Source organism: Sphingobium psychrophilum, assembly GCF_012927105.1.
Lineage (GTDB): Bacteria > Pseudomonadota > Alphaproteobacteria > Sphingomonadales > Sphingomonadaceae > Sphingobium > Sphingobium psychrophilum.
Genome location: NZ_JABBFV010000001.1, coordinates 204617 through 218458 on the forward strand (window position 1 = coordinate 204617; position 13842 = coordinate 218458).

The window sequence follows — 13842 nt, forward strand, 5'->3', positions numbered from 1 at the left end:
TTTCATGGAGCCCATCGGTTGCGCTTTGGCCCCCCGCCTGTTACCGGCGCGCCGGTCATTACCGCGCCCCTTTTACGGAAGAATCGCCCCAGCCATGCCAGCCCCGACACCAGACAAGATCAACCGCATCGTCCTCGCCTTTTCCGGTGGTCTCGATACCAGCGTGATCCTGAAATGGCTGCAACAGACCTATCAGTGCGAAGTGGTGACGTTCACCGCTGATCTGGGGCAGGGCGAGGAACTGGAGCCGGCCCGCGCCAAGGCGCGCCTGATGGGCGTCAAGGAAGAACATATCTTCATCGACGACCTGCGCGAGGAATTCGTGAAGGATTATGTCTTCCCGATGATGCGCTCCAACGCGCTTTATGAAGGCCTCTACCTGCTCGGCACCTCGATCGCCCGGCCGCTGATCGCCAAGCGCCAGATCGAGATCGCCAGAATGCTGGGAGCCGACGCCGTCAGCCACGGCGCAACCGGCAAGGGCAACGACCAGGTGCGTTTCGAACTGGGCTATTATGGCCTGGCCCCCGACATCAAGGTGATCGCGCCGTGGCGCGAATGGGATTTGACCAGCCGCACCAAGCTGATCGAGTTCGCCGAAAAGCATCAGATTCCCATCCCGCGCGACAAGCGCGGCGAAAGCCCCTTCTCGACTGACGCCAACATGCTGCACACCAGCTCCGAAGGCAAAGTGCTGGAAGATCCGTGGGACGAAACCCCGGACTATGTCTATTCGCGCACGGTAAACCCGGAAGATGCGCCCGACGCGCCCGAATATATCACCGTCGATTTCGAACGAGGCGACGGCGTTGCGATCAACGGCGTCGGCATGTCGCCGGCGACCCTGCTCGAAACGCTCAACGAATATGGCCGCAAACATGGCATCGGCCGCCTCGACCTGGTCGAAAACCGCTTCGTCGGCATGAAGTCGCGCGGCATGTATGAAACGCCGGGCGGCACCATCTATCACCTCGCCCATCGCGGCATCGAGCAGTTGACGCTCGATCGCGGCGCCGCGCATCTCAAGGACGAACTCGCGCCCAAATATGCCGAGCTGATCTATAACGGCTTCTGGTTCTCGCCTGAGCGCGAGATGCTCCAGGCCGCGATCGACCATAGCCAGGAAAAGGTGGCCGGCACCGTCCGCCTGAAGCTCTACAAGGGCAGTGTCTCCGTCGTCGGCCGCAAATCGCCTTACTCGCTCTACAGCGAAAAGGTCGTGACGTTCGAAGACGATGCGGGCGCCTACGACCAGCGCGACGCGGCGGGCTTCATCAAGCTGAATGCGCTCCGTTTGCGTCTGCTGGGCCGTCGCGACCGGGAATGACCATGCCGCCGCCCGTTACACTATGCGACAAACTAGCGGGCGGCGTGACATATCTGCGGGACAACTTCCTTCCATAAACATCGTCAAGGGCAGCGGACATGCCGCCCAACAGATGCAAAAAGGAAGACAGACATGCTTCGCAAATTCTTCACCACCGTTGCGGTCGGTTCGTTGTTCGTCGGCGGCGTGGCGGCAACCCATCTCGCTTATGCCCAGCCCGGTGCCGAAGGCGGCCCGCGCGGCGGCATGATGGCACAAGCCGACACCAACAAGGATGGCAAGATCAGCAAGGCGGAACTGACCGCCGGTCTGGAAGCCCGCTTCGCCAAGATGGACGTCGATCGCGACGGGCAGATCACCCAGAAGGATCGCGACGCGATGCGCCAGCAGCGGCAGGACGCCCGCTTCGCTGAACTCGACGCCGACAAGAACGGCCAGATCAGCAAGACCGAATTTACCGCCGGTCATGAAGCCCGCGCCGACAAGCGTCAGGAACGCCGCGCGCAAGCCGGAAAGCCGGGTGAACGCGAAGGGCGCGGCCGTGGCGGCCATCATCGCGGCCCCGGTCGTGGCGGCATGATGGGCCATGGCGGTCCGGGCGGCGGCTTTGGTGACGCCAACAAGGATGGCACGATGACCAAGGCCGAATTCATGGCCCGCCCGGTCGCGATGTTCGACAAGGCGGACGCGAACAAGGACGGTTTCGTCACCGCCGACGAAATGAAGGCCGCGCGCCAGACGATGCGGGCCGAATGGAAGGACCGCAAGGGTCCGCCGCCCGCGCCCCAGAACTGATCGCGCACTGATCGCACACTGATCGACCCATCGGGTGGCGCAGGACGCGGGGTTCCTCCCCTGGCTCCGCGCCAGCGCCACCCGCACCGGAAGGGCGAAGGCTTGCCCCCTTTTGCCTTCGCCCTTCCAACCTTTCTCCAGCCATGACAGACAGGCAGCATGAGCGACCGACCCCATCTCCTGCTCGTCGATGACGAGCGTTCGATCCGCGAACCGCTGGCGCAGTATCTGGGCCGCAACGGTTTTCGCGTCACCGCCGTCGAAAGCGCGTCCGAAGCGCGGCTGCGCCTCGCCGCCAATGCGATCGACATGGTGATCCTCGACATCATGATGCCGGGCGAGGATGGCCTCTCGCTGTGCCGCCACATCCGCGAGACGAGCGAGATTCCCGTCATCCTGCTGACCGCGCGCACCGAAGAGACGGATCGTATCGTGGGCCTGGAAATGGGCGCGGACGATTATGTGCTCAAACCCTTTTCGCCGCGTGAACTGGTCGCCCGGATCAAGGTGATCTTCCGCCGCGTCGCCACCGGCGGCCAGCGCGTCACCGCGCCTGATGGCGCCAATTACAGTTTCGCCGGCTGGATGCTCAAGACGCAGGAACGCACCCTGGTCGACAGCGAGGGCGTGTCGTTGCCGCTCTCAACGGCCGAATATAATCTGATGCTGGCCTTTGCCACCCGCCCCAATTCGGTGCTCAGCCGCGACCAGTTGCTCGACATCACCCAGGGCCGCGAAGCCAATGCCTTCGACCGGGCGATCGACAACCAGATCAGCCGCCTGCGCAAGAAGATCGAGCCGGACCCCAAGAACCCGACGCTCATCAAGACCGTCTGGGGCGGCGGCTACACCCTGTCGGCCGAAGTCCGCAAACTGTGAAGCGGCCCCTATGAAAAAGCTGCGCCTGTGGCCGCAAAGCCTGGTCGGCCAGATCATCGCGCTGGTCGCGATCGCGCTGTTCGTGGCGCAGGCGATCAATTTCGGCCTGCTGCTGCGCGAACGGCAGCGGCTCGAACTGACCGGCCAGACTGCGCCCGCCGTCTATCGCGTCGTCGATGCGCTCGACAATCGCGTGGAACGGGAAGGGGACCGGCAACGCGGCCGTATGCGTGCGCGCTTCGTCACCGGCGCGCCCGAACTGACCGGGCAAGCGCGCCCGGATGTCGAACGGCGCGCGACGGTGATGTTCGAAGATGTCGGCCTGCGCATCCTGAGCGTCCGCGCGGTCCAGACGAGCGAAGTCATGCCCGTCCGACGCTGGGAACGTATCCGTATGCGCGCCAATGGGGATGGGCCGCACGATCATAGTGTCGGCCTGCTGACCTTGGCGGCGGAATATGAACCGGGTAAATGGGTGGTGGCGCAGGCGCGTTCTGGCGGCGACCGGCCGCAGCGCTTTGGCGGCTGGCTGGTTGGCCAGACGCTCATCCTCTATGTCATCGTCCTGCTGCCGCTGCTCTGGATGGGGCGTCGACTGGCGCGCCCGCTGAAACAGCTTACCGGCTCCGCCCAGCAGTTCGCCCGCACCGGCGCGGCCGACGCAGTGGATGAGCGCGGGCCGGGCGATGTGCGCGACCTCACCATGGCGTTCAACGCCATGCGCGCGCGCATCATCGCCATGCTGGACGAAAAGGACCGGATGCTGGGCGCGATCGGCCACGACCTGCGCACCCCGCTCGCCTCGCTGCGCGTGCGCACCGAATCGGTCGAGGACGATGCAGAGCGCGCACGCATGTCCGAAACGATCGACGAGATGAACCGGATGCTGGAGGATATCCTTTCGCTTGCCCGCGCGGGCCGCAGCACGCAGGCCGCGCAGAAGGTCGATCTGGCCGCGCTCGCCGACGCCGTGGTGGAGGATTTCATCGAACTGGGATCGCCCGTCGACCTGGCCGACTGCGATCGCGCCGTCGCCTTCGTCCGCCCCCAGCAGATCCGCCGCGCGCTGCGCAACCTCATCGAAAACGCGATCGTCTATGGTGATCGCGCCCATGTGTCGGTGCTGCACGAAAATGGCAACATCCGCATCGCCGTCGCCGACGAAGGGCCGGGCATTGCGGAGGACCGGATGGAAGAGATGCTGGAACCCTTCACCCGCCTAGAAGGCTCACGCAATCGCGAAACCGGCGGTTCGGGCCTGGGCCTGGCGCTGGTCCGGGCGATCATGGCCGAACATCAGGGCGAATTGCGTTTGGCGAACCGGCCCGAAGGCGGGTTGGAAGCGAGTTTGCTGCTGCCGGGTTGAAGGTCGTCTAACCGACCATTTGTTGCCATTTTTACCGACTACCGTTCGCCTTATAAGCGGTCATCTACTCAACCCAGCGATTGCCAGCTTTTTTCCAAGCCTCCCAAAAGATAACATGGTCGTCGTCGTTCAGGACTTGCCAACCGGCGGCTTTGAGGAACTCTTCCGGCGTTATTTCGTCCGGGCCGATTTCACGCGCTCTAAGGCGCGGAAGGAACATGTAGTGTTCGCCTTTGCCTCTGAGATTTGAGAGCATCTGGCCAATCTCGCCATCGCAAATCTGAAGAAACATGGGTGTGTCCAGTTTACGTATCACGCCACCCCACATGTGATGACCGACATGAGAGGCTGTTGAATCGTCTTGCAGCAATTCGGATAAGCCGGGAGCCGCACGGATATCATTTTCCAGTGCAGCGGCGGACTCGCGCAATGCGATGTCCTCCGCAGAACGAACGCCAAATCTTTCTAGGCTATGGGTTTCCATGCTTCAGCCCCGTGTCGTTGGGTAGCGAATGACAGGTTTCTCCTACCAAATAGTTCAAAGCTGCCCGTCCGCCTTCCACCCTTTTTGCCACTCGCGCTTTACTCAATGCTTGCCCGGCTTGTTCGACGTTCCCGGTGCGGCCGGGTTGATCAGCGCTGCGCCGTTGGGCAGGCCGGTGCCGCCCATGTCCAGCTTCTGCGCCTGTTCCTTCGCCGCCCGGACGGGGTTGTCGCGTTCCTTGATCGCGGTCTTGGTTTCCGCGTCCGATGCGCCGTCATCGCCATCGCCGCCGCCGCGGGTCCAGCCCAGGATGATCGACATGCGCCGGTTCCGGGGATCATAGGCGTCGTCCTTGATGAACGGTTCGCGGTCGGCCACCCCTTCGATCCGGGCGAAGCGGGCATTGCCGATGCCGCTGTCGGCCAGTGTCTTGCGCGTCGTTTCGGCCCGGCTGGACGACAGCATCCAGTTGGTCATGGTCCGGCCCGACGCATAGGGCAGGCCATCGGTATGGCCGCGCACGATCAGCGGGTTGGGCATGGTCTGGAGCACGGTCGCAACTTCTGAAATCAGCGCGCGCGCCTGCGGGACCAGCCGGTCGGTGCCCATAGCGAACATCGCGAAGTCGGCTTCGTCGATCAGGTCGATGCGCAACCCTTCGCGCGTTTCGGTGAAGCGCACATTCTTGCGCAGCTTGCCCAGCCCCTTGGCGATCATGCGCTCTTCCAGGCTCTTCTTGATCGATTCGAATTTCTGGCGGTCGGCGGCGCGGGTCGCCTTGCCGCCCTGGTCCTTGGTGCCACTGGCATCGCGCGGGATGGTGATGGCCAGATTGCCCTGACCGCCGGTGGTCGGATAATTATCCTTCCCCATCATGCTGTCACCGCCGAACATGCCATTGGACCCGGCCGAATTTTCCTTCATCTGCACCAGCGTCGGCGTAAAATAGTCGGCCAGCCCCTTGCGCTGCTTTTCGGTGGTCGCACCCAGCAGCCACATCAGCAGGAAAAACGCCATCATCGCCGTCACGAAGTCGGCATAGGCGACCTTCCAGGCGCCGCCATGATGGCCGGCATGCCCTTCGACGATGATTTTTTTGACGATGATCGGCCGGGGTTCCGGCTCGTTCGCGCCGCGCTTCTTTTCCGCCATGGCTTATTTGCCCCGCATGCCGTCGAACACTTCGGCAAAGCCGGGCTGGTTGGCGTGGGTCAGGCCCGAACGGGCGGCTTCGATCACCAACGGCTGCGGATGGCCGTGGAGCGAGGCGATGATGATCTGTTTGACGACCTGATAGATGGCGCCGTCCGCTTCGATCACGCTGCGGCAGCGGTTGGCGAAGGGATTGACCATGCCATAAGCGAGCAGAATGCCAAGGAAAGTGCCGACCAGCGCCGAACCGATCATCGCGCCCAATATGGCGGGCGGCTGGTCGATCGAACCCATGGTCTTCACCACGCCCAGAACCGCCGCGACGATGCCGAGTGCGGGCAGGGCGTCGGCCAGCCCTTGCAGATTGTCAGCGGGCTTGATCGCTTCGTGGTGATGGGTCTTGAGCGCATTGTCCATCACGTCCTCGACCGCATGGGGGTCGAGCGTGCCGGACGAGATGACGACCAGACGCAGCGTGTCGCTGATCAGGTGGACCAGCGCCTTGTCCTTCATCAGCTTGGGATATTCGGTGAAGATGGTGGAGCTGGACGGGTCTTCGATATGGGGTTCCAGCGCGACTGGCCCTTCGACGCGCAGCGTTTTCATCAGTTTGCTGACGAGGAAGATGCAGTCGAGAAAATCCTGCTTCTTATATTTGGCGCCCTTGAATACCTTGGCAAGGCCGCCGCCCAGCGCCTTCAGGTCCGCGCCGCTATTGCCGATGACGAGCGCGCCGACCGCGGCGCCGCCGATGATAAGCATTTCGTGCGGCAGCGCGTGCAACACGGGGCCAAGGTCGCCGCCGGTGAAGGCGAAGCCGCCGAACACCATGACGATCAGAATGACTAGGCCGATGGCTGCGAACATGAAAATCCCCGATTGACGCGCCCGGAGGCGGTAACTCCCCACGTCGCGTGCGACGCCGTGTCCTTGTGGTTAATACGGACTGGTTAGCGTCTGGTTTAGGACCGCACCGCTTTTTAGCCTGCGATTAGCTGATCAGGTCGAACAGGGTCTGCTGGTTGATCCGGGCAAAGGCCGATTGCGCCGCGTCGAGTTGCAGCAACTGGGCTTTCACATTGGCGATCACTTCGCTCAGGTCCGTCGATTCGAGGGATGCGCGCCGTTCGGTCAGGTCCAGGTCGACATTGGTCAACCGCGTCCCCACCACGTCCAGCCGATCGCTGCGCACGCCCTGCTTGGCTTGCTCGACCGCGATATGGCCCTGTGCGACCTTTACCCCTTCGAGCGTGGCGGCGATGGCCGCGTCGTCACCGTTCTGGATCGCGGCGATGCTCTGCGCCAATATGTCGTCGATCGACATCGGCGTGCCATCGACGTCGATCCCTTCCGATACGTCCTGCTTCGTGCCGACCACCGCCAGGTTCAGGCCCCGGCTGACCGGCACCAGCACGCTTTGGCCGTCGTCGAAGACGGACACGCCCTGATAATCCTTCTGGTTCAGCAGTTCGTCGATCGTCGTGCGGATGGTGGACATTTCCTCGGTGATCGCGGCGCGGCTGGTGTCGTTGAGCGACCCGTTGCGGGCCGACGTCACCAATTCCTGCGCGCGCGTCAGCAGATTGTCGATTTCCGACAGATTGGCCTCGGCATTGCCGGCGCGGGTGGTGCCATAGCTGATGTTGGATTGCCAGGCGGCCTGCTGCGCCTGGGCGCGGCCGATGTCGGATACCTGAACCCAGGCGAGCGAATTGTCGGACGGCTTGTTGAGCGTGATCCCTGTAGAGATCGCGGTCTGTCCATCGACAATGTCCTGCGATAATTTCTGCTGCCGCCGGATTTCGGCGAGCATGATCTTGTTGGTGATACCTACCATGGCTCAGTCCTTTCCGGGTCAGATGATGTTCATGATAGAATCGATCGTCTCTTTGGCGATCTGCAGGATTTTGGCGGAGGCCGAATAGGCCTGCTGGATGCGCAGCAGGTCGGCCGCTTCCATGTCCAGGTCGACGCCGCTCACCGCTTCGCGCGCTGCGACCGCCTGGTCGTTGCGGCTGCTCGCCGTGTCATATTCCGCCTGGGTCGACGCCACCAAAGTCGCGTGGGACGCGATCAGCGTCGTCCAATTCTGCTCCACGCTGCCATTGCCCCGCAGAACGGAATTGACGGTCAGCAGATTGCCGTTGAGCGTCCCGTCCGACGAGCGGGTCGCCAGCTGGGCCGGATCGGTGATGAGCGCGGCGACGGTCGCGGCGCTGCCGCCATAGGACAGCAATGGGCTGCCCGCTGCGCCGCCGTCGGTCACGCCCTGCGCGTGCCAGGCGTTGATGTCGGTGACGAATTGTTCGGCCAGCGTGTCCAGATTTTCCCGACGGTCCGCCACGGTGCCGGCGGCGGAAAACAGGCCGCCCAGCGTGCCGTTGGCAGGCGCAGTCAACGCCGTGCCATCGGCCAGGCTCAGCGAAAGCCTGCCATCGGTGCCGGCGGCCATCGAAAGGCTGGTCGCGCTGTCGCCGGTAACCAGCGTCTGCCCCCCGAAAATGATCTGCGCGCTGTCATGCGCGCCGAAGCTGACGGTGACGTTCAGATTTTCCGACAGCGTCTGCAACGCCGAATCGCGGCTGTCGAGCAACTGGGCATAAGCGGAGGTGCCGGGCTGCGCGCGCAGCAGGCTGTTATTGATGTCCGCCAGCGAGGCGAGCGAACGGTTGATCGTATCGACTGACGATTGCGCCTCCGTGGCGACGCCGCTCGACACATTCTGAAGATCGGCGGATGTCTGGCTGAACGCTTGCGAAACCCGGCTGATGCTGTCGAGCGTGGTGACGCGCAGCGACGTATCGGTCGGGCTTGCCGCCAGCTTCTCCATATTCTGGAACATGCCCGTCATCAGCTGGCCGATGCCGGTGCCGGTGTCGTTCAGCGCGGTTTCTGCGTCGGTCAGCCAGCGCAGGCGGGCGGTCGAACTGCCCATCGCCATGCCGGTGTTGCGGACCGTGGCGTCGAGATAGGGGTCGGCCGCGCGGTTGATGCCGGCGACCTGCACGCCGCCGAAATTGGCGCGCGAGATATAGGTCGCCATCGTCGCGGTGGACGACCCGGATTCGATCGTCCGCACCGATCGGCGTGCATAGCCGTCGGTGCTGGCATTGGCGATATTTTCGCCGATCGCGGCCATGGCCGCCCGATAGGCCTTGGTCCCCGAAGCGCCGATGATGAAGAGGTCGCTCATGCGCCCGTCGCCGCGGTCGAAGCGTCCGGCGTTGCAGGAGCGTCGCTCACCCGGTCGCCAAATTGTTTCAGCAGCAATTCGGCGATGCCCATCGCGCCCTTGCTGGCCATCGCATCGGCGGTGCGGGAATCAGCCATGTCGCGAAATTGCTGGGTCGCGGCGGAATCGTCGATGCCCTCGGCCAGGCTCGCCGACCGCATCGCGCCGATCATCTGGCGCAGGAAGACGGCCTCGAACTGCTGCGCCACTTTTTGCAGGGACGCCTTGTTCGATGTCCCCGCGCTGGCCGTGGCGGGGGAGGTTGTCGTCGCTACCTGCATCACAGCACCACCAATTCGGCTTTCATCGCGCCCGCCTGTTTCAAGGCTTCGAGGATCGCGACCATATCCGCCGGGGAAGCCCCGATCGCATTGACCGCCTTGACTATATCGGCCAGCGACGCCCCACCTTTAAAATTAATCATCGGTTTTTTCTGTTCGTCGATGCTGATGCTGGTCGATTGCTCCACCGCGGTCTGCCCCTGGCTGAAGGGCGCGGGCTGGGAAATGCGCGGACTTTCGTTGACGCTGACGGTCAATTTGCCGTGCGCCACCGCGGCCGGATGAATTTTCACCGCGCCATTGATGACGACGGTGCCGGTGCGCGCGTTGACGATCACCTTGGCCGGGGCATCGGCGGGCGAAATCTCGATATTCTCGATCATCCCCATCATCATGATGCGGTCTTCGGCGCCCGGCGCGGCGTCGATCGCGATCGATACGGCATCCATCGCGCGGGCGCGGCGGTCGCCAAAGGCATGGTTGACGCCGTCCGCGACGCGCAGCGCCGTGGTCAGGTCCGCTTCGGCCAGGTTGAACGTCAGCGTCGGCGCGGTGTCGAACCCGGTCGCGACCGCGCGTTCCACCGTCGCGCCGCCGGGGATGCGCCCGGCCGACGGGATGTTGACCGATACCTGGCTGCCATCGGCACCGGACACGCCCAGGCCGCCGACGGCCAGGTTGCCCTGCGCCATGCCGTAAATCTCGTTATCCGCGCCACGCAGCGGCGTCAGGATCAGCGTGCCGCCGCGCAGCGACTTGGACTTGCCCAGTGCCGACACCGTGACGTCCAGCCGCTGGCCAGGCTTGGCAAAGGCAGGCAGGTCGGCGGTGACAAGCACGGCCGCCGCGTTCTTGAGCGCCGGATTGACGCCCTGCGGCAGGGTGAGGCCGAAGCGCGAGACGACGCCCTTCATGCCCTGCGTCGCATATTCGATGCTGTCATCGCCCGTGCCGGCGAGGCCAACGACGATGCCGTATCCGGTCAACTGGTTGGGACGGACCCCCTGAAAGGTGCCCAGATCCTTGACCCGCTCGGCCTGGGCGGCGGGCGCGGCGACCAGCGCGCACAGGGGCGCGAAGATCGGCAGGAGCAGGCGAAACAGCCGCAACAGGAGGGGGCGGATCATGGCGTTTGCGGCTTCCATCAGAAGGGGCTGATCGCGGAGAAGAAGCGCTGGAGCCAGCCCTGGCGGCTGGCATTGGCGATCTCGCCCTTGCCCTTGTAAATGATCTTGGCGTCGGCGACGCGGGTCGATGCGATGCGGTTGTCGGGTGCGATATCGGCCTGACGGACGAGGCCGCTGATCTGGATGAATTCGTCGCCGCGGTTGAGCGTCAGCGCCTTTTCACCCTTCACCAGCATCGTGCCGTTGGGATAGGTTGCCGCGATCGTCACGGTGATCTCGCCGCTCAGCGCGTTCGACTGGCTGGCATTGCCCTTGCCGGTGAAGCTGTTCTGGCCGCCGGCCGATACGTCGCTCGCGGAAAACAGCTTGGACAGGATGCCGGTGGTCGGCGGCGCGATGCCGATCGTTCCGTTGCGGGCGGTGTCGGCGCTCGTCGTCTTGCTCGCCTGGGTCCGTTCGACCAGGACGATGGTGATGATGTCGCCCACGCTGGTCGCGCGCGCACCGCTGGTCAGCGGGGTGTAGCCGGTCGACGCCTGGAATATCGACCCGTTCGCCGGCGGGGCGACGGGCAGGGGGATGACGGTCGGCGCGTAGAAATCGCGCTCGATATCGCGCTTCTTCTGCTTGGCTGCGTCGGCGGGCGACGCGGCCAGCGCGATCAGCGAAATCGCGGCGATGGTGGCGTAGGAGAGGCGCATCATCTGGCCTTAGATATTCTGGTTGACATATTGGAGCATCTCGTCGGTCGCCTTGATCATCTTGCTGTTGACCTCATAGGCGCGCTGGGTTTCGATCATGTCGACCAGCTCTTCCACGATGTTGACGTTCGATGTTTCCAGATAGCCCGACCGCATCAGGCCGCGGCCTTCCAGGCCCGCGACGCCGACCTGCGGCACGCCGCTCGCGGCGCTTTCGGTCAGCAGGTTGCCGCCGATGGAGGTCAGGCCCGCCGGGTTCATGAAGGTGGCGATTTCGATCTGGCCCAGATTGCTCGGCGCGCTTTCGCCCTGCAACGTCGCGGTCACGGTGCCGTCATTGCCGATCGCCACCGACGTCGCGCCCTGCGGCACGGTGATTTGCGGGATCAGCGGCAGGCCGTCGCTGGTGACGACGGTGCCTTCGGCGGTGACGCTGAAATTGCCGGCGCGGCTATAGGCGATGGAGCCGTCGGGCTGCTGCACCTGAAAATAGCCCGAACCCTCGATCGCGATATCCAGCACATTGTTGGTCTGGTTCAGCGTGCCCTGAGTGTTGATCTTGCTCGTGCCCTGCAACGCGACGCCGGAGCCGAGATTGAGGCCGGTGGCGAACTTGTTCTCGCTGTCCGAATTGGAACCGGCCTGGATGATCTGCTGATAGGCCAGCGTCTCGAAATCGGCGCGGTCCTTCTTGAAACCGGTCGTGTTGACGTTCGCCAGATTGTTGGCGATCACGCGCATCTTCGTGTTCTGCGCGTCGAGGCCAGTGCGGGCGACATGAAGGGCGGCGTTGCTCATCGTTCATTTCTCCGTGGCGCATCCCCGAAGGGTGCTCGTGCATCAATCACAGCAAGATGCGTGCCAAAATTAACCATCCAGTTTCATGAGCGATGCGCCGCCGTCGTCCATCTGCTTGGCGGTATCGATCATCTTCACCTGGGTTTCCCAAGCGCGGCTGGCTTCGATCATCTGGACCAGCGCCTGCGTCGCATTGACGTTCGATCCTTCGACCGAACCCGATGTGACGGTCGCCAGCGGATCGGACGGCAACGCGCCGCCATTGACTTCGCGAAACAGGTCGTCGGTGCCCTTGGCGATGCTGGAGCCGGCCGCATTGACGAGCTTCAGCTTATCGACCTGCTGCGGGTTGGCCGGGTCGCCGCCTTGGGGCACGCCCCAGATACTGCCGTCCTTGGCGATGGAAACACTGTCCATTTGGGGCAGGGTGATCGGGCCGCCTTCACCCAGCACGGCCAGGCCGTCGCCGGTGGTCAGCAGGCCGCTGTCGGTGATTTTCAGGTCGCCGCGGCGCGTATAGGCTTCGCTGCCATCGGTGGCCTGAACGGCGAGCAGAGCATCGCCGTTCATCGCCACGTCCAGCGGATTGCCGGTTTCGGTAACCGCGCCCTGCGCCATGTCGGCCGCGATCACCTGTTCCGACGCTTGCGCGCGGGTGTCGAAAGTGTCGCCCTTGATCCAGCGCGTCTCGGCATTGGCGATCTCGGCGCGAAAGCCGACGGTATTGACGTTCGCGAGGTTGTTCGCGACCGCCGTCTGCCGCGCCATCGCGCCGCGCATCGCGGTAAGTGCCGTATTGACGAGCCGATCCATGGGCTGAGCCTTCTATCCTGAGCTTGGTTTTAAGTGCGCAGGTTGACGATGGTCGTGGTCAGCGTGTTCGCCGCCTCGATCGCCTTGCTGTTCGCCTGGAAATTGCGCTGCGCCGCGATCAGGTTCACCAGTTCGTCGGTGATGTCGACGTTGGAGCGTTCGAGCATGCCGCTGTTTACCGAGCCGAACATGCCCTGATTGGCGGTGCCCAGGATCGGCGAACCGCTGGCGACGGTCGACGTCCAGTGGGCGTCGCCCTCCTGCCGCAAACCTTCCTGGCTGTTGAAGGACGCCATGGCGACCTGGCCCAGATAGACGGTGCTGCCGTCGGCATAGACGGCCGATACCATACCCTTTTTGTCCACGCCCACGCTGGTCAGCTGCGCGCCGGTGGCGGTGCCGTCAAAGGTGTTGGGGATCTGGAGGTCGGTCAGGTTGGCCGGGGTTGCGCTGGTGGGATCGACGGTCGTCGCGCCGGTGGTCGGATCGACGGCGAACACCTGGATGCGCGCGCCGGTCGTGTCGACGGCATAGCGGTCGTCATCGACGGCGAAGGCGCCGTTACGGGTGTAGCTGATATTTCCGTCTTCGCCCTTGACCGTGAAATAGCCTTCGCCGGTGATGGCGAGGTCGAGCGTCTTGTCGGTGGTTTCCAGCGTGCCTTGCGTGAACTGCTGGGCGACGCCCTGCACACGCACGCCCTGGCCGGCGACCTGGCTGGTGGTCTGCATCGGCGCGGCGGCGAAGATGTCGCCGAACTGCGCCTTGCTCTTCTTGAACGCGGTCGAACTGACGTTGGCGACGTTGTTCGAAATGGTCGATAGGTCGGTCTGCGATGCTTTCAGACCCGACAGGGAGATATAGAAGGACATGGCGTTACTCCTTGG

At 63.8% G+C, this 13842-nt stretch carries 15 protein-coding genes; 4 read left to right on the forward strand and 11 right to left on the reverse strand.

Features of this window, described 5'->3' with window-relative positions; genetic code table 11:
• The first annotated feature begins 94 nt into the window (after positions 1 to 94).
• The 4 genes from HHL08_RS01000 (at position 95) to HHL08_RS01015 (ending at position 4367) form a co-directional block, all read left to right on the forward strand.
• Complete coding sequence (locus tag HHL08_RS01000; RefSeq protein ID WP_169570580.1) at positions 95 to 1327, forward strand: argininosuccinate synthase; 1233 nt, start codon at positions 95 to 97, stop codon at positions 1325 to 1327.
• A gap of 132 nt (positions 1328 to 1459) precedes the next feature.
• On the forward strand, positions 1460 to 2122 hold the full coding sequence (locus HHL08_RS01005) for an EF-hand domain-containing protein (RefSeq protein WP_169570581.1): 663 nt from the start codon (positions 1460 to 1462) through the stop codon (positions 2120 to 2122).
• A 159-nt stretch (positions 2123 to 2281) separates the two neighbouring features.
• A complete protein-coding gene (locus HHL08_RS01010) occupies positions 2282 to 3001 on the forward strand; it encodes a response regulator (protein WP_169570582.1) in 720 nt (239 codons plus the stop codon).
• 10 nt (positions 3002 to 3011) lie between these two features.
• Positions 3012 to 4367, forward strand: a complete 1356-nt coding sequence (locus HHL08_RS01015; protein ID WP_169570583.1) for an ATP-binding protein — start codon at positions 3012 to 3014, stop codon at positions 4365 to 4367.
• A 64-nt stretch (positions 4368 to 4431) separates the two neighbouring features.
• Here the strand turns inward: HHL08_RS01015 and HHL08_RS01020 are convergent, their stop codons facing one another.
• From HHL08_RS01020 to HHL08_RS01070, 11 genes are all read right to left on the reverse strand, one after another.
• The gene (locus HHL08_RS01020) at positions 4432 to 4851 is read right to left on the reverse strand and encodes a hypothetical protein (protein WP_169570584.1); all 420 of its coding nucleotides are present in this window, start codon (positions 4849 to 4851) and stop codon (positions 4432 to 4434) included.
• 102 nt (positions 4852 to 4953) lie between these two features.
• Positions 4954 to 6003: a flagellar motor protein MotB gene (locus HHL08_RS01025; protein WP_169570586.1), complete on the reverse strand. Its 1050-nt coding sequence runs from the start codon at positions 6001 to 6003 to the stop codon at positions 4954 to 4956.
• 3 nt (positions 6004 to 6006) lie between these two features.
• Complete coding sequence (gene motA, locus HHL08_RS01030) at positions 6007 to 6870, reverse strand: flagellar motor stator protein MotA (RefSeq protein WP_169570587.1); 864 nt, start codon at positions 6868 to 6870, stop codon at positions 6007 to 6009.
• A gap of 124 nt (positions 6871 to 6994) precedes the next feature.
• Positions 6995 to 7840: a flagellin gene (locus HHL08_RS01035; RefSeq protein WP_169570588.1), complete on the reverse strand. Its 846-nt coding sequence runs from the start codon at positions 7838 to 7840 to the stop codon at positions 6995 to 6997.
• 18 nt (positions 7841 to 7858) lie between these two features.
• Positions 7859 to 9196: a flagellar hook-associated protein FlgK gene (flgK, locus tag HHL08_RS01040; protein ID WP_169570589.1), complete on the reverse strand. Its 1338-nt coding sequence runs from the start codon at positions 9194 to 9196 to the stop codon at positions 7859 to 7861.
• A complete protein-coding gene (locus HHL08_RS01045; protein ID WP_169570590.1) occupies positions 9193 to 9516 on the reverse strand; it encodes a rod-binding protein in 324 nt (107 codons plus the stop codon). The genes flgK and HHL08_RS01045 overlap by 4 nt, the downstream gene beginning before the upstream one ends.
• On the reverse strand, positions 9516 to 10643 hold the full coding sequence (locus HHL08_RS01050) for a flagellar basal body P-ring protein FlgI (RefSeq protein ID WP_169570591.1): 1128 nt from the start codon (positions 10641 to 10643) through the stop codon (positions 9516 to 9518). Before HHL08_RS01050 ends, HHL08_RS01045 begins: the two co-directional genes overlap by 1 nt.
• 17 nt (positions 10644 to 10660) lie before the next feature.
• On the reverse strand, positions 10661 to 11344 hold the full coding sequence (locus tag HHL08_RS01055) for a flagellar basal body L-ring protein FlgH (protein ID WP_169571074.1): 684 nt from the start codon (positions 11342 to 11344) through the stop codon (positions 10661 to 10663).
• A 9-nt stretch (positions 11345 to 11353) separates the two neighbouring features.
• Positions 11354 to 12142 carry a flagellar basal-body rod protein FlgG gene (flgG, locus tag HHL08_RS01060; RefSeq protein ID WP_169570592.1) on the reverse strand — a complete coding sequence of 263 codons (789 nt, stop codon included), beginning with the start codon at positions 12140 to 12142 and terminating at the stop codon, positions 11354 to 11356.
• A gap of 69 nt (positions 12143 to 12211) precedes the next feature.
• Positions 12212 to 12955, reverse strand: a complete 744-nt coding sequence (locus HHL08_RS01065; RefSeq protein WP_169570593.1) for a flagellar basal body rod protein FlgF — start codon at positions 12953 to 12955, stop codon at positions 12212 to 12214.
• A gap of 29 nt (positions 12956 to 12984) precedes the next feature.
• Positions 12985 to 13827: a flagellar hook-basal body complex protein gene (locus HHL08_RS01070; protein WP_169570595.1), complete on the reverse strand. Its 843-nt coding sequence runs from the start codon at positions 13825 to 13827 to the stop codon at positions 12985 to 12987.
• Positions 13828 to 13842 lie beyond the last annotated feature (15 nt).

Coding starts and splice junctions, on each gene's coding strand:
- flgG (WP_169570592.1), bottom strand. CDS start 12,142: ATGAGCAACGCCGCCCTTCATGTCGCCCGCACTGGCCTCGACGCGCAG.
- HHL08_RS01025 (WP_169570586.1), bottom strand. CDS start 6,003: ATGGCGGAAAAGAAGCGCGGCGCGAACGAGCCGGAACCCCGGCCGATC.
- flgK (WP_169570589.1), bottom strand. CDS start 9,196: ATGAGCGACCTCTTCATCATCGGCGCTTCGGGGACCAAGGCCTATCGG.
- HHL08_RS01070 (WP_169570595.1), bottom strand. CDS start 13,827: ATGTCCTTCTATATCTCCCTGTCGGGTCTGAAAGCATCGCAGACCGAC.
- HHL08_RS01045 (WP_169570590.1), bottom strand. CDS start 9,516: ATGCAGGTAGCGACGACAACCTCCCCCGCCACGGCCAGCGCGGGGACA.
- HHL08_RS01005 (WP_169570581.1), top strand. CDS start 1,460: ATGCTTCGCAAATTCTTCACCACCGTTGCGGTCGGTTCGTTGTTCGTC.
- HHL08_RS01050 (WP_169570591.1), bottom strand. CDS start 10,643: ATGATCCGCCCCCTCCTGTTGCGGCTGTTTCGCCTGCTCCTGCCGATC.
- HHL08_RS01010 (WP_169570582.1), top strand. CDS start 2,282: ATGAGCGACCGACCCCATCTCCTGCTCGTCGATGACGAGCGTTCGATC.
- HHL08_RS01035 (WP_169570588.1), bottom strand. CDS start 7,840: ATGGTAGGTATCACCAACAAGATCATGCTCGCCGAAATCCGGCGGCAG.
- HHL08_RS01020 (WP_169570584.1), bottom strand. CDS start 4,851: ATGGAAACCCATAGCCTAGAAAGATTTGGCGTTCGTTCTGCGGAGGAC.
- HHL08_RS01065 (WP_169570593.1), bottom strand. CDS start 12,955: ATGGATCGGCTCGTCAATACGGCACTTACCGCGATGCGCGGCGCGATG.
- HHL08_RS01015 (WP_169570583.1), top strand. CDS start 3,012: ATGAAAAAGCTGCGCCTGTGGCCGCAAAGCCTGGTCGGCCAGATCATC.
- HHL08_RS01055 (WP_169571074.1), bottom strand. CDS start 11,344: ATGCGCCTCTCCTACGCCACCATCGCCGCGATTTCGCTGATCGCGCTG.
- HHL08_RS01000 (WP_169570580.1), top strand. CDS start 95: ATGCCAGCCCCGACACCAGACAAGATCAACCGCATCGTCCTCGCCTTT.
- motA (WP_169570587.1), bottom strand. CDS start 6,870: ATGTTCGCAGCCATCGGCCTAGTCATTCTGATCGTCATGGTGTTCGGC.